The sequence below is a fragment of the Garicola koreensis genome (assembly GCF_014195445.1).
Taxonomy (GTDB): Bacteria; Actinomycetota; Actinomycetes; order Actinomycetales; family Micrococcaceae; genus Nesterenkonia; species Nesterenkonia koreensis.
Genome location: NZ_JACIBT010000001.1, coordinates 620634 through 646975, shown reverse-complemented (window position 1 = coordinate 646975; position 26342 = coordinate 620634). Strand labels below are relative to the sequence as shown.

General features: G+C 65.6%; 21 protein-coding genes, 1 tRNA gene and 1 pseudogene. 11 read left to right on the top strand and 12 right to left on the bottom strand.

The window, feature by feature from the left end; all coding sequences use genetic code 11:
• Positions 1-2 precede the first annotated feature (2 nt).
• Positions 3-920, top strand: coding sequence for a MaoC family dehydratase (locus FHX47_RS02990; RefSeq protein WP_183357376.1), 918 nt, complete (start codon positions 3-5; stop codon positions 918-920).
• A gap of 47 nt (positions 921-967) precedes the next feature.
• Here the strand turns inward: FHX47_RS02990 and FHX47_RS02985 are convergent, their stop codons facing one another.
• From FHX47_RS02985 to FHX47_RS02975, 3 genes are all read right to left on the bottom strand, one after another.
• The gene (locus tag FHX47_RS02985; RefSeq protein WP_183357375.1) at positions 968-1957 is read right to left on the bottom strand and encodes an aldo/keto reductase; all 990 of its coding nucleotides are present in this window, start codon (positions 1955-1957) and stop codon (positions 968-970) included.
• A 14-nt stretch (positions 1958-1971) separates the two neighbouring features.
• The gene (locus FHX47_RS02980) at positions 1972-3036 is read right to left on the bottom strand and encodes a 2,3-butanediol dehydrogenase (RefSeq protein WP_183357374.1); all 1065 of its coding nucleotides are present in this window, start codon (positions 3034-3036) and stop codon (positions 1972-1974) included.
• Between the two features lie 131 nt (positions 3037-3167).
• A complete protein-coding gene (locus tag FHX47_RS02975) occupies positions 3168-4568 on the bottom strand; it encodes an HNH endonuclease (protein ID WP_183357373.1) in 1401 nt (466 codons plus the stop codon).
• 206 nt (positions 4569-4774) lie between these two features.
• On the opposite strand from FHX47_RS02975, the gene FHX47_RS02970 reads away from it, so the two are divergent.
• On the top strand, positions 4775-5251 hold the full coding sequence (locus tag FHX47_RS02970) for a YbaK/EbsC family protein (RefSeq protein ID WP_183357372.1): 477 nt from the start codon (positions 4775-4777) through the stop codon (positions 5249-5251).
• A gap of 52 nt (positions 5252-5303) precedes the next feature.
• Here FHX47_RS02970 and FHX47_RS02965 read toward each other — a convergent pair whose 3' ends face one another.
• From FHX47_RS02965 to map, 4 genes are all read right to left on the bottom strand, one after another.
• Positions 5304-5654 (bottom strand): DUF2200 domain-containing protein, encoded by a 351-nt coding sequence (locus FHX47_RS02965; RefSeq protein WP_183357371.1) that lies wholly within the window; start codon positions 5652-5654, stop codon positions 5304-5306.
• A 48-nt stretch (positions 5655-5702) separates the two neighbouring features.
• Positions 5703-5776, bottom strand: a tRNA-Val gene (locus FHX47_RS02960).
• 70 nt (positions 5777-5846) lie between these two features.
• Complete coding sequence (gene ppgK / locus FHX47_RS02955; RefSeq protein WP_183357370.1) at positions 5847-6704, bottom strand: polyphosphate--glucose phosphotransferase; 858 nt, start codon at positions 6702-6704, stop codon at positions 5847-5849.
• Between the two features lie 108 nt (positions 6705-6812).
• Positions 6813-7700, bottom strand: a complete 888-nt coding sequence (gene map / locus FHX47_RS02950; RefSeq protein WP_183357369.1) for a type I methionyl aminopeptidase — start codon at positions 7698-7700, stop codon at positions 6813-6815.
• Positions 7701-7917: 217 nt separating this feature from the next.
• Here map and FHX47_RS02945 point away from each other — a divergent pair, with 217 nt between their 5' ends.
• From FHX47_RS02945 to FHX47_RS02935, 3 genes are all read left to right on the top strand, one after another.
• Complete coding sequence (locus tag FHX47_RS02945; RefSeq protein WP_183357368.1) at positions 7918-8127, top strand: SPOR domain-containing protein; 210 nt, start codon at positions 7918-7920, stop codon at positions 8125-8127.
• Positions 8128-8240: 113 nt separating this feature from the next.
• Complete coding sequence (gene glnA / locus FHX47_RS02940; protein WP_183357367.1) at positions 8241-9581, top strand: type I glutamate--ammonia ligase; 1341 nt, start codon at positions 8241-8243, stop codon at positions 9579-9581.
• Between the two features lie 35 nt (positions 9582-9616).
• Positions 9617-12655: a bifunctional [glutamine synthetase] adenylyltransferase/[glutamine synthetase]-adenylyl-L-tyrosine phosphorylase gene (locus FHX47_RS02935; RefSeq protein WP_183357366.1), complete on the top strand. Its 3039-nt coding sequence runs from the start codon at positions 9617-9619 to the stop codon at positions 12653-12655.
• Positions 12656-12671: 16 nt separating this feature from the next.
• Here FHX47_RS02935 and FHX47_RS02930 read toward each other — a convergent pair whose 3' ends face one another.
• Positions 12672-13679: an LLM class flavin-dependent oxidoreductase gene (locus FHX47_RS02930; protein WP_183357365.1), complete on the bottom strand. Its 1008-nt coding sequence runs from the start codon at positions 13677-13679 to the stop codon at positions 12672-12674.
• A 134-nt stretch (positions 13680-13813) separates the two neighbouring features.
• Here FHX47_RS02930 and FHX47_RS02925 point away from each other — a divergent pair.
• Positions 13814-15604 (top strand): annotated as a pseudogene (locus FHX47_RS02925) (BCCT family transporter).
• A 120-nt stretch (positions 15605-15724) separates the two neighbouring features.
• Positions 15725-17437 (top strand): ubiquinone-dependent pyruvate dehydrogenase, encoded by a 1713-nt coding sequence (gene poxB, locus FHX47_RS02920; RefSeq protein ID WP_183357364.1) that lies wholly within the window; start codon positions 15725-15727, stop codon positions 17435-17437.
• 26 nt (positions 17438-17463) lie between these two features.
• On the opposite strand, the gene glnA (FHX47_RS02915) is transcribed toward poxB, so the two are convergent.
• Complete coding sequence (gene glnA / locus FHX47_RS02915; protein WP_183357363.1) at positions 17464-18885, bottom strand: type I glutamate--ammonia ligase; 1422 nt, start codon at positions 18883-18885, stop codon at positions 17464-17466.
• Between the two features lie 145 nt (positions 18886-19030).
• On the opposite strand from glnA (FHX47_RS02915), the gene FHX47_RS02910 reads away from it, so the two are divergent.
• Positions 19031-19435, top strand: coding sequence for an RDD family protein (locus tag FHX47_RS02910; RefSeq protein ID WP_183357362.1), 405 nt, complete (start codon positions 19031-19033; stop codon positions 19433-19435).
• Positions 19436-19447: 12 nt separating this feature from the next.
• Positions 19448-20746: a YVTN family beta-propeller repeat protein gene (locus FHX47_RS02905; RefSeq protein WP_183357361.1), complete on the top strand. Its 1299-nt coding sequence runs from the start codon at positions 19448-19450 to the stop codon at positions 20744-20746.
• Here the strand turns inward: FHX47_RS02905 and FHX47_RS02900 are convergent.
• Genes FHX47_RS02900 through FHX47_RS02890 form a run of 3 tightly spaced genes read right to left on the bottom strand, consistent with a single transcriptional unit; the run spans position 20743 to position 23497 of the window.
• Positions 20743-21723, bottom strand: a complete 981-nt coding sequence (locus tag FHX47_RS02900) for a COX15/CtaA family protein (RefSeq protein WP_183357360.1) — start codon at positions 21721-21723, stop codon at positions 20743-20745. The two genes, FHX47_RS02905 and FHX47_RS02900, sit on opposite strands and share 4 nt — an antisense overlap.
• Before the next feature lie 8 nt (positions 21724-21731).
• A complete protein-coding gene (locus FHX47_RS02895) occupies positions 21732-22490 on the bottom strand; it encodes an ABC transporter permease (protein ID WP_183357837.1) in 759 nt (252 codons plus the stop codon).
• A 5-nt stretch (positions 22491-22495) separates the two neighbouring features.
• Positions 22496-23497, bottom strand: a complete 1002-nt coding sequence (locus FHX47_RS02890) for an ABC transporter ATP-binding protein (protein WP_343064278.1) — start codon at positions 23495-23497, stop codon at positions 22496-22498.
• 165 nt (positions 23498-23662) lie between these two features.
• On the opposite strand from FHX47_RS02890, the gene FHX47_RS02885 reads away from it, so the two are divergent.
• Together FHX47_RS02885 and FHX47_RS02880 are read left to right on the top strand one after the other, a co-directional pair.
• Complete coding sequence (locus tag FHX47_RS02885; protein ID WP_183357359.1) at positions 23663-25351, top strand: FAD-binding dehydrogenase; 1689 nt, start codon at positions 23663-23665, stop codon at positions 25349-25351.
• A gap of 147 nt (positions 25352-25498) precedes the next feature.
• On the top strand, positions 25499-26287 hold the full coding sequence (locus FHX47_RS02880) for a bile acid:sodium symporter family protein (protein WP_343064277.1): 789 nt from the start codon (positions 25499-25501) through the stop codon (positions 26285-26287).
• The last annotated feature ends 55 nt before the right edge of the window (positions 26288-26342 follow it).

Genomic DNA, 26342 nt, shown 5'->3' with positions numbered 1-26342 from the left:
GCATGACGCGGACCATCGACCTTCCGAACCTGAGTTCGCTCTACCGCCGCGCGGCACTGGGTGCGCTGAAGTCGAAGCTCTCCTCCAACGGCTCACTGCGCGGGCTGACTGTGGAGCCGGTGGTGGCCCGGCATCCGGGCATCAGCGAGCAGCAGGTGGAGGACTACCGGCGGCTGTTCGCCGGGGAGGCCTTCGACGGCGCCCACCGCGGCGCGCTGCCCTCAGTGCTGATCCACATCGCCGCGTTTCCAGTGCAGATGGGCCTGATGAGCAGCAAGGACTTCCCGCTGCCGCTTTTGGGCATGGTGCACCTGGCCAACACGGTGGAGCACCACCAGCCGGTCATGCCGAACACATCGCTGCAGATCCTGGTGAAGGCGCAGAACTTCCGTGCCCACCGCAAGGGGACCCAGGTGGACATTACGGTGGACGTCTACCCGCAGGGCGTCGACGTCGACTCCGCTGACCAGAGTGAGCTGCTGTGGAGCGGGGTCTCCACCTATTTGGGGATTGGCACCTTTGTAGCGGGCAAGCCGGAGGGCGAGCAGTCCCGGCGCGGCCAGGGCGGCTTCACGCCCCCGAGGAAGACCGCGCAGTGGAATCTGGGTGCCGGTGCCGGTCGCGACTATGCCGCCGTCTCGGGTGACTATAACCCCATACACGTCTCCAACCTGGCGGCCAAAGCCCTGGGTCAGCGCGGGATGATCGCCCACGGCATGTATTCGGCCGCCCGGATGCTCGAGGGCCGAGAGCCGGAATCGGCCGGGCACCGGTGGAGCATTGAGTTCGAAGCGCCGGTGGCGCTGCCAGGGACGGTCAACTTCGCTGTGGAAGACATCTCCGACGGCACCCAGCGCTTCACCGGATGGAACGCACGGAAGAACCGGCGCCACTTCACCGGTGAGCTGATCCTTCCCTGACGGCTGCGTAGACGGCCATGGCGGCAGTGAGGGTGCAATGACCCCTATCACCACTTATGGTGCACCAACGGCCTGATGCGCCGCCCGTAGAGCTCTTGGACCGCGGCCATAAACTCAGCGGGCAGCGGGTCCGTCTCTGCAGCCGCCGCATTGCCGCGGGCCTGCTCGGGGCTGCGGGCACCGGGTATCACGGTGCTGACTCCGGGCTGCTGCACTGCCCATGCCAGGGCGGCTGCTGAAGGCTTCAGTCGGAAGTCGCGCGCCAGTTCGGAGAATTCGGCAGCCGCATCAACGCCGGTTTCGAAGTCGACTCCGGCGAAAGTCTCTCCGATGTCGAAAGCCTCACCGTGCCGGTTGAAGCTGCGATGGTCGGTATCCGCGAAGGTCGTCTCCTTGGTGTAACGACCGGTGAGCAGACCGCTGGCCAGTGGCACACGGGCGATGATTGCCGTCCCGGCCTGCCGGGCCGCAGGAATGACTTCCTCCAGCGGCTTCTGCCGAAAGGCGTTGAGGACGATCTGCACGCTGGCGACGTTCGGCCTGGCTATGGCACGCAGCGCCTGCTCGCAGGTCTCGACACTGACCCCGTATGCGGTAATGGTTGCGTCCTCAACCAGGGAGTCGAGAGTGTCGAAGACGAGGTCTGAGCCATACACATCGTCGGTGGGGCAGTGCAGCTGCACCAGGTCCAGCGTGTCGACGCCCAGATTGGCGCGTGAGCGGTCGGTCCATGCCCGGAAGTTCGCGGCCGTGGCGTGCTCCAGCGTCGGTTCCGGCGCCCGACGGATCATCTTCGTGGCAACGGTGCCGCCCCACGTGGGGTTCTTTGCGAGCCAGCGGCCGATCAGCTGCTCGCTGCGCCCGTCACCGTAAACATCGGCAGTGTCGAAGAGGGTCACCCCAGATTCGACGGCGGCATCCAACACCGCCAGGGCATCGGCCTCAGCCACGTCTCCCCATTCGGTGCCCAGTTGCCAGGTGCCCAATCCGATGCTGGAGACCCTGCGACCAGTAGGTCCAAAAGTCCTATGCTGCATTTTGATCCTCCGCCTCAGCTCATCGATACCAAGATTTTCACTTCTGAGTCCTTGTTCTCGATGAGCCGGTTGAATCCCTGCTCAACGATGTCGTCGGCGAGGATGCGACTGGTGATGAACGGCTCCAGGTTCACCTTGCCGCTCCGCACCAGCTCGATCGCCTCGGCGTGGTCATGGGCGTAGCCGATTGTGCTGCCCATCTCACGATCCTGCATGGTCAGCTGCGCGGTGATGTCGAGTTCGACCGGACTCGAGTGGAGCGCGACGACCTCCAGCCGTCCTGCGGGGGCCAGCACGTCCAGAAGCTGCCCGACGACGGGGCCCGCGCCGGCGGCGTCGAATGCCACTTCGGCGCCTGCTTGATCAGTATGGGATGCCACTGCCTTGCTGAGGTCTTCATTGACCGGGTCCACCACGAAGTCGGCGACATCGGACTGTTGCGCCACCTGGCGACGGGTCTGGGAGGGTTCGCTGATAATGGTTGTGACGTTGTATGCCTTCAGCACTGAGGCGACCATCAGACCAATGGGTCCCGCTCCACCGACGACGGCAGTCTGTCCGCTCTTCACCCGGGAGTGCTGGACGGAGTGGACGGCGACTGCCAGCGGTTCGATCATGGCCGCGTGGTCCAGCGGCATCTCGCCGACGGGGTGCACCCATTCCTTGTCGACGACGATGTGCTCGCTGAGTCCACCGCCTCTACCTGAGATGCCGATGAACCCCATTTTCTCGCAGAGGTTGTAGGCTCCCTGGCGGCAGGCCGGGCAGGTGCCATCGACCATAAGCGGTTCGACCACCACGGAGGCGCCGACGGAGAGGCCGGTCACGCCTTCGCCGACTTCTTCCACCACACCGGAGAACTCATGGCCGAGAACTACCGGCAAGGTCTCACCGGAGAGCGGGTGCGGCTCCTGCTCAGTAGGCGCGGGCGGGATCGGACCATCGTGGTAAAGATGCAGGTCACTTCCGCAGATGCCGTTGTAGGCTGGCGCGATCTTCACCGCTCCGGAGCGTAGCTGGGGTTCCTCCACATCTTCGATGCGCAGGTCTTCCTTGCCGTAGTAGAGAACTGCCTTCATGTTCCTGCTCCTTTCGATGTATGGATACTGTGCTCTGAGGCTACCCACATGGGCCTGCGGAGGCTATGGAAGAGCGGTGTGACATTATCGACCCGCACGCAGCCGCGTCTGCCGCGCCGGTAGGCATCTGGTCATACGGCGTAGGTGATGGGGTGTGCGGCGGTGTGGATGAGGTCTGCCGGTGGGCACTGTGGTCGTCTTCGGGGTCTGTCTCGGGGGCTGTCTCGTCCGGTGGCCTCCGGTGGTGCTGGTGGGTGGAGGAATCCGTGGGATTTCAGCCGGTGGTGCCGGCGGCACAGGCTGGATAGGTTCGCTGCGTTGGTGGGGCCGCCGGCGTCGAAGGGTGTGTGGTGGTCGATGTCGGATCGTTCTGCGGCGATGGTGCAGCCCTGTGTGGTGCATACCCCGTCGCGGAAGAGCAGTGCGTCGCGCAGCCGCTGTGGCGGGTAGCGGCCGGCATAGGTCACCGAGAGCACGTCCACATCAGCACCGGCCCGGTTGGGGCGGGTGCGCCCGTGGTACCAGTGGTGCTCAGCGTCTGGGTGCCCGGCGAGGGTGCGGGCCTGGTCGGCGGCGAGCATCCAGGACCGGTCAGCGGCCATGGCGGGCTGGTTGCTCCCCCCGGTCAGGGTGGTTTCGGGGATCATGATCATGATCTTCGCCTCCACCGGCCGGGCACCGTCTTCTGGGGTGTCGCCGGTGCGCAGCCACGCGGAGAACAGATCAGCCTCCCGCTGAGCCAAAGTCGGCATCTGGGCCTGATGGCCCGTTGCTGAGCCATTGTCGGCGCCAGCCTGGTGCTGCGGGGCGCCTGTGTCCCCAGTGTCTTGGGCCGCCGTGTCTTGGGCCGCCGTGTCTTGGGCGGCACGGTGGTGGCGGCGGGCGGTGAGGCTCAGGCGTTTCTGGATCGCGGCGGCCTCCACGGTGGGGATCCGGGCCTCGATGAAGCTCATCCCATCGGTGCCGTGGCTGAACCCGACGTACCGCTGGGCACGGTTCCTCGCGCACTGGGCGGTGTAGGCGTCATAGTCCAGGTGGGCGATGAACCGGTGCAGCCAGTTCTGAAAGTCCCCCAGGCTGCGGTCAATGGCCTCCAACGCTGCGGCAGGATCCAGACGCTGCACATCGGCGCCCGCGAGGTTCAGGCCCGTCAGGTTTTGGGCGGCGGTGCTGATCTTGCGCAGTCGCAGCGTATCGATCAGGCCCCGGCAGAAGGCCTCCCAGCTCCAGGGCAGGTGCTCACGGGCGTACTCGGCCACGTTGAGGGTGATCGCAGTGCTCTGATCACTGAACCCCAACAGCAGAGCCGCCTGATGCACCGCGGCCCGCTCGGCAGCATCCTGGATGAAGTCGTACTCGTCGCAGTGCTCGTCCCGGCAGGCGGCCACATGATCCACCAGGACCCTGATTTTGGCCGCTTCGGCTTGCCGCGCGGAGACTTGATGCTCCCACGCTTGGGCCAGGGCAGGCTCATCCATCAGATGCCGCAGCTTCGGCGGCACCGGTGGGGTAAGCAGCTGCTGATCATCCATACCCACCACACTAGATGTGAGGTAGGACACGACCACTGTCACCAACAAGAGGACCGAGCAGACCTCAGCGCGGCGTCGTCCAGAGCGTCCAGCGGTCAGATTCCCGGATGCCGGTCTGCCGGAGAGGCGGCGGCGATTCCCTGGGCACTGAAGTCCATCGCCATGACCGCAGACTACACGCGAGAGAAGTTGATAAGTTCGTGCGCATGGCCAATCCACAGCATCCCAGCGTGTCCCATGTCATCGCCGACCTGCAGCGGCACGGGCTTCACCCGGAGGTGACCTGGTTCGACGACGCCACCACCACTGCGGCTGCTGCGGCCGAAGCGTTGGGCATTTACGTGGGGCAGATCGCCAACTCCTTGGTGTTCACCCTGGATGAGGAGCCGATCCTGGTGCTGACCTCCGGAGCCCACCGGGTGGATACCGACTGGCTCGGGCCCCACCTGGGCGGGACGATCGGCAGGGCGAGCAAGGACGTCGTCAAAGCCGCGACCGGCCAAGTCATCGGGGGAGTGGCGCCGGTCGGGCACCCGCACCCCGTCCGAACGTTTGTGGACACAGCCCTGCGCGGTTACAGCGAAGTGTGGGCGGCCGCCGGTCATCCAAAGACGGTGTTTCCGACGACGTACGAGCAGATGCTGACCATCACCGCCGGGACGCCGACCGCCGTGAGACCATGACCGCTGTGCGACCCTGACCACTGCGCGACCATGAGAGCCGCAGCGGGGGCTGTCAGCCGCGGAGAATCTTCTCCATGGCTTTACCGCGGGCGAGCTCGTCGATGAGCTTGTCCAGGTAGCGGATCTGCTGCATCGTGGGCTCTTTGATGTCTTCGACGCGCACCCCGCAGATGACTCCGGTGATCAGACTGCGGGAGGGGTTCAGCTCCGGTGCCTGGGCGAAGAACGTCTTGAAGTCGGTCTCAGCCTCCAGCTGCTGCTCAAGCTGCTTCTGGGTGTAGCCGGTCAGCCAGCGGGTGATCTCATCGACCTCTGCCTGGGTGCGGCCCTTCTTCTCCGCCTTCCTCACATAGTGGGGATACACGTTGGAGAAGCTCATGGAGTAGATCTTGTGCTCAGCCATCCCTCTATTATGCTCAGGCAAGCACCCGATCACCACCGGGAAGCTGGGTGCGCCGAGAGGGACTCGAACCCCCGACACCTGCGGTGTAAACGCAGTGCTCTAACCAACTGAGCTATCGGCGCAAAGCGTGCTGGCAGGATCGGCCAGCACAAGGGGAAAGTCTAGCAAACCGACGACGGCGGCAGAGAACCGCTATCCGCGCAGGTCGGTCAGCGCGGCCTGCTCCGTCGCAAACAGGGCCGCACCGACGATTCCGGCGTTGTTCACCAGTGCTGCCGGGACCACCTCGGCGCGCAGTCCGGTCACGTAGGGCAGAAAATCGTCGCTGCGTTTGGAGACGCCGCCGCCGATGATGAACTGATTCACCGCCTGAATCCGTTCCACGTGGGTCAGGTACCGGCGCAGCACCTCACCGTACTCGTCCCAGGGCTGATCGGCCCGCTGCCGGGCGGCGGCTGAGACTTTGGTCTCGGCGACCACGCCCTCGAACTCCAGGTGCCCCAGCTCAGAGTTGGGGACCAGGACGCCGTCGTGCACCAGTGCCGAACCGACCCCGGTGCCCAGGGTCACCGTCATCACGGTGCCGGTGCGTCCGGCTCCGGCGCCGTAGCGGGCCTCTGCCAGCCCGGCGGCGTCGGCGTCGTTGAGTGTGAAGGTGCGGCCCGGCAGGTGACCCAGCAGCAGACCAGTGTCGCAGTTGAGCCAGGACTGATCGATGTTGGAGGCCGACAGCACCACATTGTCGATCACGATCGCGGGGAAGGTCACGCCCACGCTCAGATCAGTCTGTGCAGGCGCGCCGTTGCGGCTGAGCAGCTCGTCGAGAATCTGGCCGATCACCTCGGCCACCGCCTCAGGGGTGGCCGGCTGGGGCGTGGGAATCCGGAAGCGCTTTCCCACCAGGGTGCCGTCGGTGAGATCGACGATGCCGCCTTTGGTGCCGGTGCCGCCGACGTCGATCCCCACCGCGAGCTGGGGCAGGTCAGTCAGCGCCGCAGCCGCGGTTGGGGGCACGGCAGCGGTGGGCGGCTTGGGCGCAGGGTTCGGCATAGCTCTCCACAGAAATCACACGTTGGGACGGACGCAGTAATTGATGGCGACGCGACGCTGCGTCAAGGGATCCATGTCAGGGGATCTGTGCAACAGGATAGCGTGTCCTCAGTCTGCGGAGGGGAGGGTGAGGATCTCGGCGCCGTCGTCGGTGACCACCAGGGTGTGCTCGAACTGGGCGGTGCGGCGCTGATCGCGGGTGACTGCGGTCCACTGGTCCTCCCACAGGTACCAGTGGCGGGTGCCCAGGGTGAGCATCGGTTCGATGGTGAAGACCATGCCCGGCTCCATGGGCTGGGAGTACTCCGGGGCGGCGTCGTAGTGGGGAATCACCAGGCCGGTGTGGAAGGCCTCGCCGACGCCGTGGCCGATGAACTCGCGCACCACCCCGTAGTTGAACCGCTTGGCGTAGGACTCGATGGCCCGGCCGATGACGTTGATCGGGCGCCCGGGCTTCACAGCACGGATGGCGCGCATCATCGCCTCGTGGGTGCGCTGGACCAGCAGCGTGGACTCCTCATCCACCTCGCCGACCAAGAACGTGACGTTGTGGTCGCCGTGGACGCCGTCCAGATAGGCGGTGATGTCCAGGTTCACAATGTCGCCGTCGTTGAGGACGGTGGAGTCGGGGATGCCGTGGCAGATGACCTCATTGACCGAGGTGCAGATGGACTTGGGGAACCCCCGGTAGAGCAGGCAGCTGGGATAGGCGCCGCGCTCGATGAGGTAGTTGTGGGCGAAGGCGTCGAGTTCGTCGGTGGTGACTCCTGGTCTGATGAGCTCGCCGGTGGCCACCATGCAGTCGGCTGCCAGCTGGCCGGCACGCCGGATCCGCTGCACCGTGTCCGGGTCGTAGGCGTCGGGACCGGTGTACTTGGGCGGCTCCGACAGCCCCACGTAGTTGGGCCTGTCGATGTGGGCAGGCACCGAGCGTTCGGGGGAGACCGTGCCGGGGGTCAGAGTACCTACAGGGGCAGTGGAGGTTGCAGAAGCCATGGGTGTCAGTCTATCTGCCGTGCCGGCCGGACAACTCCTGCTGCCGCTGCCCCGCTCTGGGCTCTGGTGGGCGATAAGTGCCGCTTCGTTGGCAGCTCACCGCGCTATTGCGGCGCAAAACGCCCACCAGACGGTGCGGTGGGCGGTGCGGTGGGCGGTGCGGTGGGCTGGGCCCTTGGGTGGGCACTGGAGGTGACGCTGGGCGTAGGCTGGGTGTATGGCTGATTACTGGTACAACATCAACACCGGGCAGGTGGAAGAGGGCGCGAAATCTAGCTGGAAACACCTGCTGGGCCCCTATACGACGCATGCGGAGGCCAGCCGAGCCTTGGACCGGGTCCACCGGAACAACCAGCGTTGGGAAGAGGGCGGCGTCGACGACGACGGGGATGCTGACGTGCAGGACGACGACGCCCAGACCTCCTGAAGCTGTCTGTTCCAGGCAGCGAACGCAGGATTCATGCCAGCGCCGGTGTCCCGGCCGTTGGGTAGAGTGGAAATCGCTGGAGCATCCCACATTCTCAGGAGGCCGGGTACACCATGGACCGTCAGCAGGAATTCGTGCTGCGAACCATTGAGGAGCGCGATGTGCGCTTCGTGCGGCTGTGGTTCACCGACGTCGTCGGCACCCTGAAGTCAGTGGCTCTGGCCCCGGCGGAGGTGGAGGGTGCCTTCACCGAGGGCTTGGGCTTCGACGGCTCCTCCATTGAGGGGCTCTCCAGGGTTTTCGAATCGGACATGCTGCTGAAGCCTGACCCCTCCAGCTTCCAGATTCTGCCCTGGCGCGGTGAGGACGAGCCCACCTCGCGCATGTTCTGCGACATCCTCACCCCCGACCAGGAACCGGCGGCGGCCGACCCGCGCTTTGTGCTGCGCCGCCAGCTCGACGAGGCCGCAGAGATGGGCTTCACCTGCTACACCCACCCGGAGATCGAGTTCTATCTGCTGAAGTCGGAGGAGCTCGACGAACAGGGACAGCCCGTGCCGGCCGACAGAGCCGGCTACTTCGACCACAGTGCGGGGATCGTCGCCCAGGACCTGCGCCGGCAGACGGTCAACATGCTGGAATCGGTGGGCATCTCTGTGGAGTTCAGCCACAGTGAGGCCGGACCCGGCCAGAACGAGATCGACCTGCGCTACGCCGACGCGCTGACCACTGCGGACAACATCATGACCTTCCGCACCATCGTCAAAGAGGTCGCACTGGCCCACGGCAAGTACGCGACCTTCATGCCCAAACCCTTCGGCGAGCATCCCGGCTCCGGTATGCACACCCACTTCAGCATGTTCGAAGGCGACACCAACGTGTTCTTCGACCCCAGTGCGGAGTTCAACCTCTCCACCACGGCACGGCAGTTCATCGCCGGAGTGCTGACCCATGCCCCGGAGTTCACCGCCATCACTAATCAGTTCGTCAACTCCTATAAGCGGCTCTGGGGCGGGGGAGAGGCACCCAGCCACATCTCGTGGGGGCACAACAACCGCTCGGCCCTGATGCGGGTTCCGCTGTACAAGCCCACCAAAGGAGGCTCCGCCAGGGTCGAGTTCCGCGGCAGCGACGCCTCCACCAACCCGTATCTGGGCTACGCGGTGATCATCGGCGCGGGGCTGAAGGGCATCCAGGAGGGCTATGACCTCTCAGAGCACGTCACCGAGGACGTCTGGTCCCTGACCACCGCAGAGCGCAAGGCACTGGGGCTCAACCCGCTGCCGAGCACCCTGCACGACGCGATCCGCAAGATGGAGGAGTCCGAGCTGGTCGCCGGAATCCTCGGTGAGCAGGTCTTCGAGAACCTGCTGCGCAATAAGCAGGACGAGTGGGACGAGTACCGCATCAACGTCTCACCCTTTGAAGTCAACAAGTACCTGGGCATGGTCTGACCCATGGGCTCGACGTCGCAGACCGAAGACGGCGCATGAGCGAAGTCGCATCCCGGGACCTCATAGCCGCAGGCTTCCAGGAGCTGCAGCGGGCGGAGACTTTTCTCGCCGATGACGAGCTGGCCGACCTCGACCCCGCGTCCCTGGTCCGCACCCTGGCGGAGGCGCCCAACGCCGATGAGGCCCTGCTGCTGCTGATCCGCCTGGCCGAACGGGCCCCAGACGTCCACGACCTCTTCCGCCAGGGGGATCGGCACTACCCCGCGGCTGTCCCGCTGATTCGCCTGCTGGGCGCCTCCCCGCCGCTGGGCGAGTTCCTGATCCGGCACCCCGAACACACCGACATCCTTACCGAGCCCTGCGGACCGCAGCCTCATGTGGTCGGCGCCGATGATCTGCTGCGCACCATGATGAGCGCAGTGCGGGCCGACGCCGACGCTGAGCTTCCCGCCGCCCGGCTCAATGAGGACTTCACCGCCAAGGACGCTGGTCGGGCCCTGCGGATCGCCTATCGGCGCGAAGTGGCCCGACTGGCCCTGCGTGACCTCTGCGCCGACGATCCGGCCGGCTATGTGCCACAGGCCTCGCGTCAGCTTGCCGACGCGGCTGCCGCCGCCGTCGAAGGGGCACTGGCCGTGGCCCGGGCCGAGGAGGAGAGCCGCAGCCAACAGGCGTCCAGGGTGGAGCTGGCCGTCATCGGTATGGGCAAAACGGGGGCACGGGAACTGAACTATGTCTCGGACGTGGACGTCCTCTTCGTCCACCGTGCCCCAGATGACGTCGACGAGGACACCGCCCAGCGAATCGCCGCTGCGCTCTCCGGGGGGATCGCCAAAGTGCTCAACGCCTCCGAAGGTGAACCCGCACTCTGGGAGGTAGATGCCAACCTGCGGCCCGAGGGTCGGGACGGGCCGCTGTCCCGCACGGTGGCGTCGCACCAGCAGTACTATCGGCGGTGGGCCAGCGGGTGGGAGTTTCAGGCCCTGCTCAAGGCCCGTCCCATCGCCGGCAGCCGCAGCCTCGGTGAGGCTTACATGGAGGCCATCTGGCCGCTGGTGTGGCAGTCCTCGGCCCGGGAAGGCTTCGTGGAGAACGTGCAGGCGATGCGCCGCCGGGTCTTCGCCAACATCCCCTCCGAGCAGACCGACCGGGAGCTGAAGCTGGGACACGGCGGGCTGCGTGACATCGAGTTCACCGTCCAGCTGCTGCAGCTGGTCCACGGCAGGGTGGACCCCAGCATCCGAGTCCGGGACACATTGTCAGCCATTGCGGCCCTGGGAACCGGCGAGTACGTCTCCAGCCGCGACCAAGCGGCCATGATCCGCTGCTACCAGCAACTTCGGCTCTACGAGCACCGGATCCAGATGCGCCAGCTGCGGCGCACCCATCTGATGCCGGAGGATGAGACTCAGCTGCGCGCCCTTGCTCAGGCCACCCGGCCGCCGGGCCAGACTCGACGCCATGCGCCCGAGGGTTTCCTCAAGGCGTGGCGAGCCACCCGCCGTGAAGTCTCCACCTTCCACCAGAAGATCTTCTACCGGCCGCTGCTGTCGACCACTGCTGTGCTGGCCGACGACGAGGTCAGGCTCTCCGCAGAGGCGGTGCGGGACCGGCTGAGCGCGCTGGGCTACAGCGACACCGCCGGCGCCCTGCGACACATCGAGACGCTGACCTCCGGGGTATCACGCAAGGCGACCCTGCAGCGGCGCATCCTGCCGGCCATGCTGGGCTGGCTGGCCGAGGGCGTCGACCCCGATCACGGCCTGCTGGCCTTCCGACGCATCAGCGAGTCCCTGGGTGCCAGTCCCTGGTACCTGACCATGCTGCGGGACTCGTCGATGGCCGCGGAACGACTTTCGCATATGCTCACCAGCTCCAAGCTGATCTCCGAGATGCTGGAGCATATGCCGGAGTCTGCCCGGTGGCTGGGGGAGGATGACCTGCTGGTCACCCACAGCTTCGAGACCCTCTGGGCAGAAGTGCGCAGCGCCATCGCTCGTCACAACGGGCAGCTCAGCTCTGCAGTCCGCCCGGCACGCATGATCAGACAGCGCGAAACGCTGCGGATCGCCATTGCCGAAGCATGTGGGCTGCTCTCGGTGGAGGAGGCCGGCCGGGCGCTGTCAGCCGCCGACCGGGCGGCCGCCGTCGGGGCCCTGCGGGTGGCGGAGAACGAGATCCGCCGAGAGGGAGACTTGGCGGTGGAGTTCCTGATGGTCGCCATGGGCCGCCAGGGCGGCCAAGAGATCAGCTACGGCTCAGATATGGACGCGATGTTCGTCCACCGTGCCCTTCCCGGGGCGAAGAAGGCCGAGGCGGACTCCCAGGCGCAGAAGATCGCCCTGCGCATGACCCAGCTGCTCTCCAAACCGGTCAGACCGGCAGTGCGCGGCGAGTTTCCGCTGCAGGTTGATGCCGACCTGCGCCCGGAGGGAAAGAAAGGCCCGCTCTCCCGGTCCCTGGACTCCTACCGAGAGTACTACCAGCGGTGGATGGCCACCTGGGAGCGGCAGGCGCTGCTGCGCGCCCGACCAGCCGCCGGCTCTGATGAGCTCGCCCACGATTTCACCGAACTCATCGACTCGGTCCGCTACGATCAGCCTCTCCAAGAATCCGAGGTGCGCGAAATCCGCCGCCTCAAGGCCCGGGTGGAGGGCGAGCGGCTGCCACGCGGGGCCGACCCGGCGCGGCAGGTCAAACTGGGCCGCGGAGGGCTCACCGACGTCGAGTGGGTGGTGCAGCTGCTTCAGCTCCAGCATGCCCACCACAAACCGGTGCTGCGCACCACCGGCACTCTTCAGGTGCTCAACTCCCTGGTCGATGAGGAGCTGCTGGCCCCCGACGACGCCGCCGCACTGGCCGATGCGTGGCTGCTGTGCACCAGGGTGCGCAGCGGAATCGTGATCTGGAGCGGCAAACTCTCTGACGTGCTGCCCTCATCGCGATTGGAGTTGGAGGCCATCTCTCGCTGGTGCGGGTTCGACAAAGGACGCGCCGCCGCCTTCGAAGAGCACTACCTGCGCACAACCCGGCGCGCCCGGCAGGTCTTCGAGAAGCTGTTCTACGACAGTTAGGCTTGCGCCTCGACAGCTAGGACTGTGCCGGCGACGGTGCCAACAGCTCGACGGCGCGATGCTGGACCTGCTCGTCAGGGGCAAGATTGACCAGCATCAGCTCATCAGCCTGCACCTGATCGGCGAAGCTCTCCAGCCAGGCAGTCACCTCGTCCGGGCCCCCGGAGGCCGTGCGGGACAGCATACCCAGCACCTGCTGGCCTGCCGGGTGGTCGCGCAGCTGCTCCACGTCGTCCTCGGCCAGTGACCGGTTGCGGCCCAGCATCATCTTGATCCAGCTGTTCTCAGCTCGGTGCCGCTGGTCCCGGGCGGTGTCGGCGTCGTCGTGAACCACCACATTGGCTGCTGCGATGAAGTGCGGCTGCGCGTCGGGGCCCAGCAGCGACCCGGAGGCGCTGAAGTTCTCCCGGTAGGTCTGCGCAGCCTGCTCGAGCATCTGCGGGGCAAAGTGTGAGGCGAAGGCATAGGGCAGCCCCAGGGTGGCCGCCAGCTGGGCGCCGTAGAGAGATGACCCCAGAATGTAGAGCGGCACATCGGTGCCGTGACCGGGGAAGGCGTTGACCTCTGGGATGCGGGTGTGTCCGGTCAGATAGCCGGAGAGTTCCATGACATCGGCGTGGAACCGGTCAGATTCGGTGCCGTCACGCCGCAGGGCGCGCATGGTCTGCCCGTCGGTTCCGGGGGCGCGGCCCAGCCCCAGGTCGATGCGGCCGGGGTAGAGGGTCCCCAGTGTGCCGAACTGCTCGGCGATCACCAGCGGGGAGTGGTTGGGCAGCATGATGCCCCCGGCCCCGACGCGCAGGTGCTCGGTGTTCGCGGCAATGTGCTGGATCAGTAGGGAGGTCGCCGAGGATGCGATGTGAGGCATGTTGTGGTGCTCGGCGAACCAGATGCGGGTATAGCCGCTGCGGTCAGCAGTCTGCGCCAGGCGCACGGACCGGTTGATCGCATCGGCCATGGGTTCGCCCTGACGGACGCGAGCGAGGTCTAGCCAGGACAGGGGGCGGGATACAGGTGAGCTCATATACATCCCAACTCACCGAGCCGGTCAGAACATTCCGGGACCTGATGAGGGGTTCCCATATAAGTGAATCAGCGGCAGAATCGGCACCCCGGCCTGATCAGCTCGGGTCGCGCCTGGTCTGAGGAGTCAACGTAATGCTGACCCGATTGCACGATCTGCTGCGGCTGCGCACCTCGCCGCCGATATTCTTCAGCGCGGCCGCGCTGATGATCCTGTTCGTGATTACCACCATCGTCTTCACCGAACCCCTCGATGCAGCCGTCACCGCCGCCTCAGACTGGCTCTACACCAACCTGGGCTGGTTCTATATCCTCGGTCTCACCCTGTTTCTGATCTTTCTGGTCCTCGTCGCGATCAGCCGGTTCGGCCGTGTCACATTGGGCCCCGATGACTAAGCTCCCGAGCACTCCGGTTTTGCGTGGTGCGGCATGCTGTTCGCCGCCGGCATCGGCAGCATTCTGATGTTCTGGGGCGTGGCCGAACCGGTCAGCCATTTCGGCGATCCGCCGCGCGGGCCTGAGCTGGGGATAGAACCCGGAACCACCGAGGCTGCAGCAGATGCGATGAACTTCACCTTCTACCACTTCACCCTGCACACCTGGGCCATCTTCACGCTGCCGGCACTGTGCTTCGCCTACTTCATCCACAAGCGCAACCTGCCGCCCCGGGTCAGCTCGATCTTCCAGCCCATCCTGGGCGAGCGGATTCATGGGCCGATCGGCAAGGTCATCGACGTGGTCGCCATCATCGGCACCGTCTTCGGCGTCGCGGTGTCCCTGGGGTTGGGCGCCCTGCAGATCAACGGCGGAATCTCTCGTGTGTTCGGCATCCCCGAGAATGCCGTGTGGCAGCTGGTCATCATCGGCGTCGTCGGCGGGGCGGCAATGATCTCGGTCGCGTTGGGTTTGGACCGTGGCATCAAAGTGCTTTCCAACGTCAACATCTGGGTGGCAATCGGGCTGCTGGTGTTCATTCTGGTGACCGGCTCCACCCTCTTCGTCCTGCAGGGCACCATCGAGGCAGCGGGCAGCTACCTGATAAATCTGCCCGAGTTGGCGCTGTGGAACGACGCCTTCGCTGACTCTGGCTGGCAGGACTCCTGGACCGTCTTCTATTGGGCCTGGACGATCAGCTGGTCACCTTTCGTGGGCATCTTCATCGCTCGGATCTCCAAAGGCCGCACGGTCCGGCAGTTCGTTGCCGGGGTGCTTGGGGTCCCTGCGGGCTTCTCGGTGCTGTGGTTCGGCATCTTTGGCCATGCTGCTTTCGACATTGAGCTCAACGGTGAGGGCGGTCTGGTCCAAACGGTTGTCGAGGACGAGGACATCCCCGGCGCGCTGTTCGCCTTCTTAGCGAACTACCCTGCCTCCACGTTCGTCTCGGTGATCGCGATCATGGTGATCGTGATCTTCTTCATCACCTCGGTAGACTCTGCGGCTCTGGTCACCGACACGATGGCCAATGGGCACGAAGACTTCAACCCCCTGGGCCAGCGCATCTTCTGGGCCGTCGCTATTGCTGTGATCACCGCCGCTCTGCTGGTCTTCTCCGGCAGCGGGGGCCTGGAGGCGCTGGAGAAGACCATTGTTCTGGTCGGCCTGCCGTTCTTCGTGATGGGGTACTTCCAAATGTATGCCCTGTATCGCGGTCTGCGAGAAGATGCCAGCGAGCTGCCTCCGATGCGAACACGCACCTGGAAAAAGGTACTGCCCCCCGAAGAGCATGATCGGCGCCAGGACGAGCGCGAGTTCGACACCTCCGAAATCGTCGTCGAACCTGAGGCTGTTGATGAGCCGCCGGTGATGCGTGACCCCTACGTTGATAAGGACCGCCCGGCCGGACCGCGAGGCACGATCGCGGCGAGGACAGGTTCGGCAAGAATCGGCAGGCAGGCGCGCAGTCAGAAGCCGACGGACTCCGAATAGGAGAAGGCCACGCAGTCCGCTCCCATACTCTGGCCTTTGCCGTGCGGAGGACCCTAGACTCAACGCACAGGAAGCTATACCGGCCGGCACCCCCGACCGAAAACTATTGGGAGGACCAACGTGGCCACAGTTGCCCGCAATATTGTCGACACCCTGCACGCCAGTGGTGTGAAGCGCGTCTATGGGATTCCCGGAGATTCGCTGAACGGGATCACCGATGCGCTGCGGGCCGCCGGAACGCTGGATTGGATCCAGACCCGGCATGAAGAGGCTGCCGCATTCGCCGCGAGTGCCGAAGCCCAGCTGACCGGCGAGTTGGCCGTATGCGCCGGCAGCTGCGGGCCGGGGAACCTGCATCTGATCAATGGGCTCTATGACGCTCAGCGCTCACGCACCCCAGTGCTGGCAATTGCCGCGCACATCCCCAGCGAGGAGATCGGGTCGGGATACTTCCAGGAGACCCACCCCCAGGAGCTCTTCAGAGAATGCAGCGTCTACGTCGAACAGGTCGCCCACCCGGAACAGATGCCGCGGCTGCTGCGAATCGCAATGCGCGAAGCGCTGCAGAAGCGCGGGGTGGCCGTGCTGGTGATCCCCGGCGACGTCGCCCTGGCAGACATCAAGGCCGAAGCGGAGACCATCACTGCGGCCCGCTCCCACGTCACCCCTGCCGAGGATCAGCTCGACCGTGCCGCTGAGGCACTCAACACGTGTGAGAAGGTCACCATACTGGCCGGTGCCGGGGTCGAGGGTGCCCACACGCAGCTGCTGCAGGCCGCCGAGCGGCTTCAGGCTCCCATCGTCCACGCACTGCGGGGCAAGGAGCACGTCGAATACGACAATCCCTACGACGTCGGGATGACCGGTCTGTTGGGCTTCTCCTCCGGATATAAGGCCATGGAGGCGGCCGAGACCCTGGTGGTGCTGGGCTCAGACCTTCCCTACCAGCAGTTCTATCCGGATGCGACCATCGTCCAAGTCGACATCCGAGGCGAGCAGATCGGGCGCAGGGCAGCGGTAGACGTCGGACTCGTCGGGGGTGTGAAGGAGACCCTGGAGCAGCTGCTGCCCCGGCTGGAGGCCCACCGGGACGCTAAGCATCTGGACACCATGACCAAGCACTACCAGAAGACGCGCAAGGGTTTGGACTCTCTGGCCAGCCCCTCGAAGCGGACCATCCACCCGCAGTACGTGGCCCGGCTGGTGGACGAAGCAGCCGACGACGACGCAGTGTTCATCCCAGACGTGGGCAGTCCGGTGATCTGGGCCTGCCGCTACCTGAGCATGAACGGGCGGCGCCGACTCATCGGGTCCTTCGCCCACGGTTCGATGGCCAATGCTGTCTCCCAAGGCATCGGGGCTCAGCTGGCCTATCCGGATCGGCAGATCGTTGCCCTGGCCGGTGACGGGGGACTGGCGATGCTCATGGGTGAGCTGCTGACCATCGCCCAATATGATCTGCCCCTGAAGATCGTGACCTTCAACAACTCCTCGCTGAACTTCGTGGAGGTGGAGATGAAGGCCGACGGCTTCGTCAATTACGGCACCGGGCTGAAGAATCCCAACTTCGCAGACATGGTGGAGACTATGGGGATTCGGGGAATCCGTGCGGAGACCTCCAAGGAACTTCCCTCAGCGATGCAGGACTTCATGGCCCATGACGGGCCTGCGCTGCTGGACGTCACCACGGAACGCCAGGAGCTGTCTATGCCGCCGGCGGTGACCGCAGCCCAGGCCAAGGGATTCACCCTGTACGCCATCCGCACCGTTCTCAGCGGCAAGGGTGATCAGCTGCTGGACCTGGCCAGGACGAACCTGCGCCAACTCTTCTGAGGCCCGGTGCGCCTGACCCCTCCGCCTCAGACGGAGAAGTAGAGCTCGAACTCATAGGGGTTCGGGCGCAGGCTCAGCGGGAGGATCTCCTCTTCACGCTTATAGTCGATCCAAGTCTGGAGGAGCTCCTCGGTGAAGACCCCGCCTTCGAGCAGGAACTCCTGATCCTGCTCCAGGGCTGCCAGCGCCTCGTCCAAGGAGGCGGGTGCCTGCGGGATGTCCTTCAGCTCTTCGGGGGGAAGCTCGTAGAGGTCCTTGTCGACCGGCTCGTGGGGCTCAATACGGTTCTTAATACCGTCCAGTCCGGCCATCAGCATGGCCGCGAAGCCCAGGTAGGGGTTTCCCGAAGCGTCGGGGGCGCGGAACTCAATGCGCTTGGCCTTCGGGTTTGAGCCGGTGACCGGGATCCGGATGGCCGCTGAGCGGTTGCCCTGGGAGTACACCAGCGAAACCGGTGCCTCGTAGCCTTTGACCAGGCGTCGGTAGGAGTTGACCGTCGGGTTGGTGAACGCCAGCAGCGCGTGGGCGTGCTGCAGGATGCCGCCGATGTACCAGCGCGCAGTGTCTGAGAGGTTGGCGTAGCCCTTCTCGTCGTAGAAGAGCGGCTCACCCTCGGTCCAGAGTGACTGGTGGACATGCATGCCCGAACCGTTGTCCTCGAACACCGGCTTGGGCATAAAGGTTGCGGTGAACCCATAGGTGGCCGCAGTGTTCTTCACGACGTACTTGAACTTCTGGATGTCGTCGGCGGAGTGGGTCAGCGTGTTGAATTTGTAGTTGATCTCCTGCTGGCCGGGGGCACCGACCTCGTGGTGGGCCCGCTCGACCGAGAGGCCGGCACGCTCCAGGGCCAGCACAATCTCATCACGGACCTCAGCGGTCTGGTCCTGCGGCGAGACCGGATAGTATCCGCCCCTATTGGCCATCCAGTGACCGCCCGGCACATCCTTCGCCTCGCCGGAGGACCAGGAAGCCTCCCGGGAACCGATGGAGTAGAAGGACTCCTGCGGTGTGGACCTGAACGAGACCGAGTCGAAGAGGAAGAACTCCGCCTCGGGACCGAAGAGGGCCGTATCAGCGATGCCGGTGGACGCCAGGTACTCCTCGGCCTTCTGCGCCACCCCGCGCGGGTCGCGCCCATAGGGCTCTCCGGTGAGCGGACTGACGATCGAGAACGTCATCATTAGGGTTTTGGCGTCGCGGTACTCATCCACATAGGCGGTGCTGGGATCGGGGATCAGCTGCATGTCTGAATCCTGGATGCCCGCGAACCCGCGGATGGAGGAGGCGTCGAACAGCTGACCGTTCTCGAAGAAATCCAGGTCCACCGTGTGGGCGGGGACGTTGAAGTGGTGCTGCAGGCCGGGAAGATCGGTGAAGCGGACATCGACGAACTTCACACCCTCGTCCTCAATGAACTTCAGGATTTCCTCTGGGCTGGAAAACATGCGTGCAACGCTCCTCGACAGGTGAGTTTCAGTACCGACCCCTCCAGAATAGTCGCCGAAGAGGGCTGATGATTGTCACGCCAACGCTTGCGGCATGTTTCCGAGTGCGCAGTCTGCTCGGAACCGGGTGCTGGATTAGACTGACATGGTGCCCACTGACGATTCCCCCGCTTCCCGCTGGCCCGGCGACGAGCTGGGCCTGCCCGCATTCGGCCCCGGGTCCTTGGCCCCCTGGAGCCGCCGGATCCTGGCGCTGTTCATCGACTGGGGCATCGCCACTGTCATCTCCGCCACCTGGTTCGATTTGGACCCGTGGGTGACCCTGGGCATTTTTGTCCTGATGCATGTGGGCCTGGTGGGCATGCTGGGGGTCAGCATCGGCAAGCGCCTGGTGCGCATTCAGGTGGTGCGCGGCCAGCGGATCCCCGGGCCCATATGGGCGCTGGCGCGCGTTGCCCTGCTGCTGCTGGTGATCCCCGCCGTCGTGGTCGGTCCGGACGGACAGCCGTTGCATGACAGAATTGCAGGAACCGTTCAGCTGCGCATGTGAGGTAAGAGGACCGTGAATACCCTGGCACAACACTCCACCACCCGACGTCGTACGTCTTGGCCCATCGCCTCGCTGGCGGTGCTGCTCGCCGTCAGCGCCTGCGGCGCGGACCCGGTGCCCGAGGATGCCGGTCAGGGCACCGAAAGCGGCACCATCCCCGGCCCCACCCTGGATGAGCAGGACCCCGACGGTGAGACTGCGGCTGAGGATCCGGGCGATGAATCTGCGGAGACTGAGAGCACGGACCAGCCAGATGAGGCAGCCGAGTCTGATGACGCGCAGCCCGAGTGGCCGGCGGCGAACACCACCACGATGACCCCGGAGACCACGATCTCCGAGCCGGCGATTTCACCGAAATCCATCGTCTCCAACGGCCACGGTCTGGCGATCGCCAACAACATGATGTACCAGAACACGGTCACGCTCTACGACACCGAGTCTCAGGAACTGGTCCAGGAGCTTCCCGATACGATCAGTCCCGAGGAGTTCGGCGTCGAGGGCTACCCGCAGACGGTCTCCGGAGCGCCGGTGGAGGCGGTGTGGACTGAGGACGGCGAATACGCCTATGTCTCCCAGTACCGCCTGGAGGATATGGGCGCCGAGGCGTTCGACGACTGCCGCAACGGCGACGCGATGGCGCCCAGTGCGGTCTACCGGTACAGCGCCGAGGCCCAGGACTGGGACCAGTTCATCGAGGTCGGCCGGGTGCCGAAGTTTGTGGCGCTGACCCCGGATGAGTCGCGGCTGCTGGTGACCAACTGGTGCGACTTTGACCTCTCGGTGATCGACACCGAGACCGGCGAGGAGGAGATGCGGGTGCCGCTGAGCTCTCAGCCGCGCGGAATCGCTGCTATGCCGGACAACGAGACCGTCTACGTGACCGCAATGTATGCCAATGAGCTGTGGGAGGTGGATCTCGAGTCCGGTGAGGGAGAGGTCATCTACAGCGCCGGTGAGTTCCCCCGGCACCTGGTGCTCTCCCCGGACTCCGAGGTCCTCTACGTGACGTTCGCCTGGTCTGACCTGCTGGTGGCCTTCGACACCGAGACCAATGAGGTGATCGACTCAACCAGCACCGGCCGGGAGCCGCGCACTATGGACATCTCCGCCGACGGCACGGCGCTGTATGTGGTCAACTACCACGAGGACACGGTCTCCAAGTTCGACGCCGAAACGCTGGAGGAGATCGACCGGCAGGCCACTGACCCCCAGCCGATCGGAGTGACCTACGATGAGCCCACCGGCTCAGTGTGGGTCGCCAGCTATGCGGGGTCGCTGAACATCTACGACGACCACACGGCGCAGCGTTAGACCGTGGCGCGGGGCTCGGTTGTGCGCGGCTGAGCCAGACCAGATTCAGTGGTGAGCCCGCGGGTGGTGTAGCGGCTGCGGTAGCGATCATGGACGCCGATGCTGGCGACGATCGTCAGAGCTGCGCCGAGCATGTGCAGGCCCACCAGCAGAATCGGAAGACCGGTCAGGTGCTGGACGTAGCCTAGGGCTGCCTGGAACACGATCACCGTCACTAAGAACCAGCCGGCCCGCTGCTGCGCGGGTGAGGCGGCGAGTCTGCGCTGGCGGATCACGATGACGATGGCAGCCGCGCAGAGAATGTAGACCGGCACTACGTGCAGCCGGGTGACCAGCTCGGGGGTGAACTCATGCCGCGGTGAGCCCGGGTCTCCAGCGTGGGGGCCGGTGCCGGTGACGATGGTTCCCAGGACCACGGCGGCCCATCCGGCCAGGAGGATGATGGGGGTCAAACCGGTCGTCACGGCATCGCGTTCGCCGTCGACCAGGGGTTTGCCTGGGGTTCCCTGGTGCTTCAGCTCCAGGGCGACGCGGTTGCGCAGCATCGTCGCGACCATGACCAGCCCCGCGGAGAGGATGAAGTGCAGCCCGACCACCCACGGGTTCAGATCGGTCCAGACGGTGATGCCGCCGATGACACCCTGCAGCGGGATGCCGAACCCGATGACGAGGGAGTAGATCACCAGCGACCGGTGGGTGCGCCACAGCCGCACCACCGCCAGGAACATCGCCACACTGATGGCGATCAGCACATAGGTCAGCAGTCGGTTTCCGAACTCAATGACCCCGTGGACCCCCATCTCGGGTGTATTCACCCAGGACTCAGCGGTGCATCGCGGCCACTCGGGGCAGCCCAGCCCGGAGGCCGTCAGCCGCACCGCACCGCCGGTGAGGATGATGCCGATATTGGAGATCAGCGTCGCCCAGGCAAGCACCTTGGTGGCGGTGGTAATGCGGGTGGGAAGCTTCGAAATCATCAGGTCACCTATCTCCACCGGAACCAGCGGCGGGCAGCTAGCAGCGCGAGCACGGCCCAGCTCGCGAGAATAAGAACGGGCACGACGGCGAAGACCCCGTCAGCGGCGGCAGCGCGGGCGGCCTCACCCAGGGCCGCTGAGGGCAGCAGCAGAAGCAGCACCCCGGGGCCCTGATGATCCAGTGCGAAGATCGTGCCGCCGGCGGCACCCAGCAGCACCCAGGCCACATTGGTGACCGCCAGGGTGGCCTCTGCCCGTACGGTGCCCGCCAGCAGCAGGCCCAGTGCGGTGAAGGCCGCAGCTCCCAGCACCAGGACGGCCAGCAGCCAGACCAGGCCCAGCGGGTCCGGCGACCAGCCCAGGGTGAGGCCGGCGGCGCCGAGCACCACCAGCTGCACCATGATGACGCTGAGCACGGCCACGGCTTTGCCGAGGATCAGGCCGGTGGGGCCCAGGGGAGTGGTGGCCAGGTAGGCCAGCACCCCGTACTGGCGGTCGAAGCCGGTGGCGATTCCCTGACCGGTGAAGGCCGAGGCCATCACCGCCAGTGCCAGTACGCCGGGGACCAGGGCGTCGATGCCTCCGGTGGCACTGCTGATCAGGTCCAGTCGGTGCACCCCGATCAGCACCAGCAGCGGCAGGATGAGGGTGACCAGCAGCTGCTCGCCGTTGCGCAGCGTATTGCGGGTCTCGTAGCGGCCGTGGGCCAGTACCCGCTGCAGCGCAGGCGCTGGTCGGGAGCGGGGTCGGGGACTGGCCGAGGTCAGCTCGCTCACGGTGCGGACACCTCCCAAAAGACGTCCTCAAGGGTGCGGGACTCGAAGGTGATCTCTGAGGGCATCAGCCCGATGTGCTGCCACCAGGAGCTGAGGCTGCCGAAGTCGGCCGGATCAGCAATGTCGCTGACCGCCCACCGGGCGCCGGCCTGATTGGCGCCTGCCCCGTCAAGCTGCACGGGCAGCGGCGCGGCGTGCAGCTCCTCAGGGGTGAGCCTGCGCGGGGAGACGAACACCAGCCTGCGCGCCGGGCCGTCTGCGCGCTGCCCCGTAGTGCCGTTCTGGGCGTCGTCGTGTGCGCCGTCGTGTGCTGCGGTGAGTTCGGCCACGGTGCCGTGACGGACCACGAGGCCGTCTTTGAGGATGAAGACGGTGTCGGCCAAGCGTTGGGCTTCCTCCAGCAGATGGGTGGTGAGCACAATGCCGCGGCCCTGGTCGCGCAGCTGCTCGATCAGGTCGAAGACCACCTGCCGCGACTGGGGGTCCAGGCCGGCGGAGGGCTCGTCGAGGAAGACGACCTCCGGATCGCCGATCAGTGCGGCGGCCAGGGCGACGCGCTGCTTCTGCCCTCCGGAGAGCCGGCGGATTCCAGTGGTGAGGAAATCGGACATGTCCAGGCGGTCGACCAGGTCATCCAGCGGCCACGGGTTCTGATGGAGCCTCGAGACGTGCTTGAGCAGAACGGCCGGCGGCACGGCCTGGGGCAGCCCGCCGTCCTGCAGCATCACCCCGACCCGGGCACGCAGGTCGGCTCCGGCTCGGTAGGGGTCCTCGCCCAGCAGCTCAACAGTGCCGGCTGAGGGGCGCAGGAGTCCCTGGGCGCAGTTGAGCGTGGTGGTCTTACCGGCACCGTTGGGCCCGATGATCACCGTCACCTGGCCCGGTTGGGCGGTGACGTCCACGCCGGAGAGGATCTCGGTGACACCGCCGGCGCTGCGCGCCGAACCGACGGCGTAGCGCACCTGGCGCAGACTGAGACACAGGGGTTGCTGGGACACCCGACCAGTCTACCGTTTTCTACACAGCGTAGAAGTAGCGGCGACCCAAGCCTCCAGCATCTGCTGATCAGGGCTGCTTCCACCCCCAGCGCGGTAGGCGTGCACATCTGTTACTCTCAGGTAACTGAGTACGCCGACGCCCGACCCCGAACGGCGATGATTGATATGTCCGACTCACCTCGCTGCGATGTGCTGATCATCGGTGCTGGCCTCGCCGGGCTCGTTGCCGCCCACGAACTCACCACCGCCGGCAAACGGGTTGCCATCCTGGACCAGGAGAATGCACACAACATCGGCGGTCAGGCCTTCTGGTCCTTCGGCGGCCTGTTCCTGGTCAACAGCCCCGAACAGCGACGCCTGCGCATCCGCGACTCTGCGGAACTGGCGTGGAACGACTGGCAGGCCAGTGCAGCATTCGACCGTCTGGATGATGAGGATTCTTGGGCGGTGCGGTGGGCGCGGGCCTACGTCGACTTCGCGGCCGGTGAGAAGCGCTCCTGGCTGGCCTCCCACGGCATCAGTTTTCTGCCGACCGTCGGCTGGGCGGAGCGCGGCAGTTTCAGCGCTGAGGGCCACGGCAATTCCGTTCCGCGTTTCCACGTGGCGTGGGGGACCGGCACCGGTGTGGTTGGTCCTTTCGTCGAATCTGCCCATCGAGCCGTGGACGCGGGCCTCCTGGACTTCTACCACCGGCATCGGGTCGATGAGCTGGTCATCAGTGCGGGCCGGGTCCAAGGGGTGCGCGGCAGTGTGCTGGCTGAGGATGACGCATCCCGTGGGGCGGCCTCCAGCCGTGAAGTGACGGGCCAGTTCGACTTCGAAGTCTCGGCGGTGATCGTGACCACCGGCGGGATCGGAGGCGATCACCAGATGGTGCGCAGACACTGGCCCGCCCGCCTGGGAAGACCGCCGCGCAGTATGCTCACCGGCGTCCCCGAGCACGTGGACGGACGCATGCTGGACATCGCCGGCGACGCTGGTGCCCGGCTGGTGAACCGGGACCGCATGTGGCACTACGTGGAAGGGGTGAAGAACTGGGATCCGGTGTGGCCGGAGCACGCCGTGCGCATCCTCCCCGGGCCCTCCTCCATGTGGTTCGACGCCCTCGGTCGGCGGCTGCCCGAGCCCTATCTGCCCGGTTTCGACACGATGGGAACGCTGAAGCATCTGCGCACCAGTGCGGAGATCGCTGAGTATGACCATTCCTGGTTCATCGCCACCCAGTCCATAGCGCGCAAGGAGTTTGCGCTCTCGGGCTCAGAGCAGAACCCCGACATCACCGAACGCAGCAAGCGCGAGTTCATCCGCCAGCGGCTCTTGGGCCGTGACGCCACCGATCCTGTGGAGGCCTTCAAGACCCACGGAGCCGATTTCGTCGTCGCCAACACCCTGGAGGAGCTGGTTGAGGGGATGAACAGCCTGGCCGATGAGGCACCTCCGCTTGATCCGGCAACGATCCGGGCCCAGATCCGTGCCCGCGACCTGCAGATGGACAATCCCTACGCCAAGGATGCGCAGGTGATGGCCATCCACAACGCACGCAGGTCCCTGGGCGAACGGCTGGGCCGCACTGCCGCACCGCATAAGATTCTGGACCCGGCACACGGGCCGCTGATCGGGGTGAAGCTCCACGTCCTGACCCGCAAGAGCCTCGGCGGTATCCAGACCGACTTAGATTCCAGGGTGCTCGACGACGACGGCGAAGCCATCGACGGCCTCTATGCAGCCGGTGAGGTCGCTGGATTCGGCGGCGGCGGAGTGCACGGCTACAACGCACTGGAGGGTACGTTCCTGGGCGGGTGCATGTTCTCCGGCCGCGCCGCCGGGCGCCACGCCGCAGCAACCGCCGGATGACTCAGGTTCTCACTGCCAGCTCCTCACCAGCACTCAGAGAAGGGCATCCATCATGGATTCAGCATTGACCACCTTCGGGCTGCCCATTGCGTTGGGAATCATCATGTTCGGCTAGGGCTGAGCCTGACCGTCAGCGATTTCACGCGAGTGGGCAAGCACCCCAAGGCGGTTCTGGTTGCGCTGGGGGCTCAGCTGATCGTGCTGCCCATGGTCTGTTTCGGGCTCGTGCTGCTCTTCGACCTGTCACCGGTGCTGGCGGTGGGGATGATGATGCTCGCAGCATCACCCGGTGGCAGCTCGGCGAACCTGTTCAGTCACCTCTTCGGCGGCGACGTGGCGCTGAACATTTCGCTCACTGCCATCAACTCAGTCATCGCGGTGGTGACCCTGCCGCTGATCACGAACCTGGCGATCTGGGTCTTCGACCCCTTCGACGACCAGCTGGGCCTGCAATGGGCGAAGACCATTGAGGTGTTCGCCATCGTGCTGCTGCCGGTGCTGGCCGGCATGCTGATCCGCCGCACCTGGCGCCAGTTCGCCGCAGCGATGGACCGACCAGTGCGGATCGCCTCCGTCATTGTGCTGGCAGTGGTCATCGCGGGTGCGGTGGTCACGAACTGGGACATTCTCGTGGAGGACGGGCCGCGTCTGATCGCCATCACTGTGCTGTTCTGTCTTCTCAGCCTTGCAGTGGGCTTTTGGGCCCCCAGAGGGTTCGGGATCGAACCGCGACAGGCCCTCGCGTCTTCCTTCGAGATCGGCATCCACAATGCGACGCTGGCGATCGTGATCGCTCAGACGGTGATGGGCTCGGTCGAGCTGAGCCTGCCGGCGGCGGTGTACGGGGTGCTGATGTTTTTTATCGCCCTGGGCTTCGGGTACCTGGTACGTGGGCGTGCTGCCGCTGCTCAGCCGGTGCAAGCCGGCGAGCACTGAGACTCCGGCGAAAGCGGGCGCCGTCCACGTGTCACCACCAGTGGTGGGCCGGCCG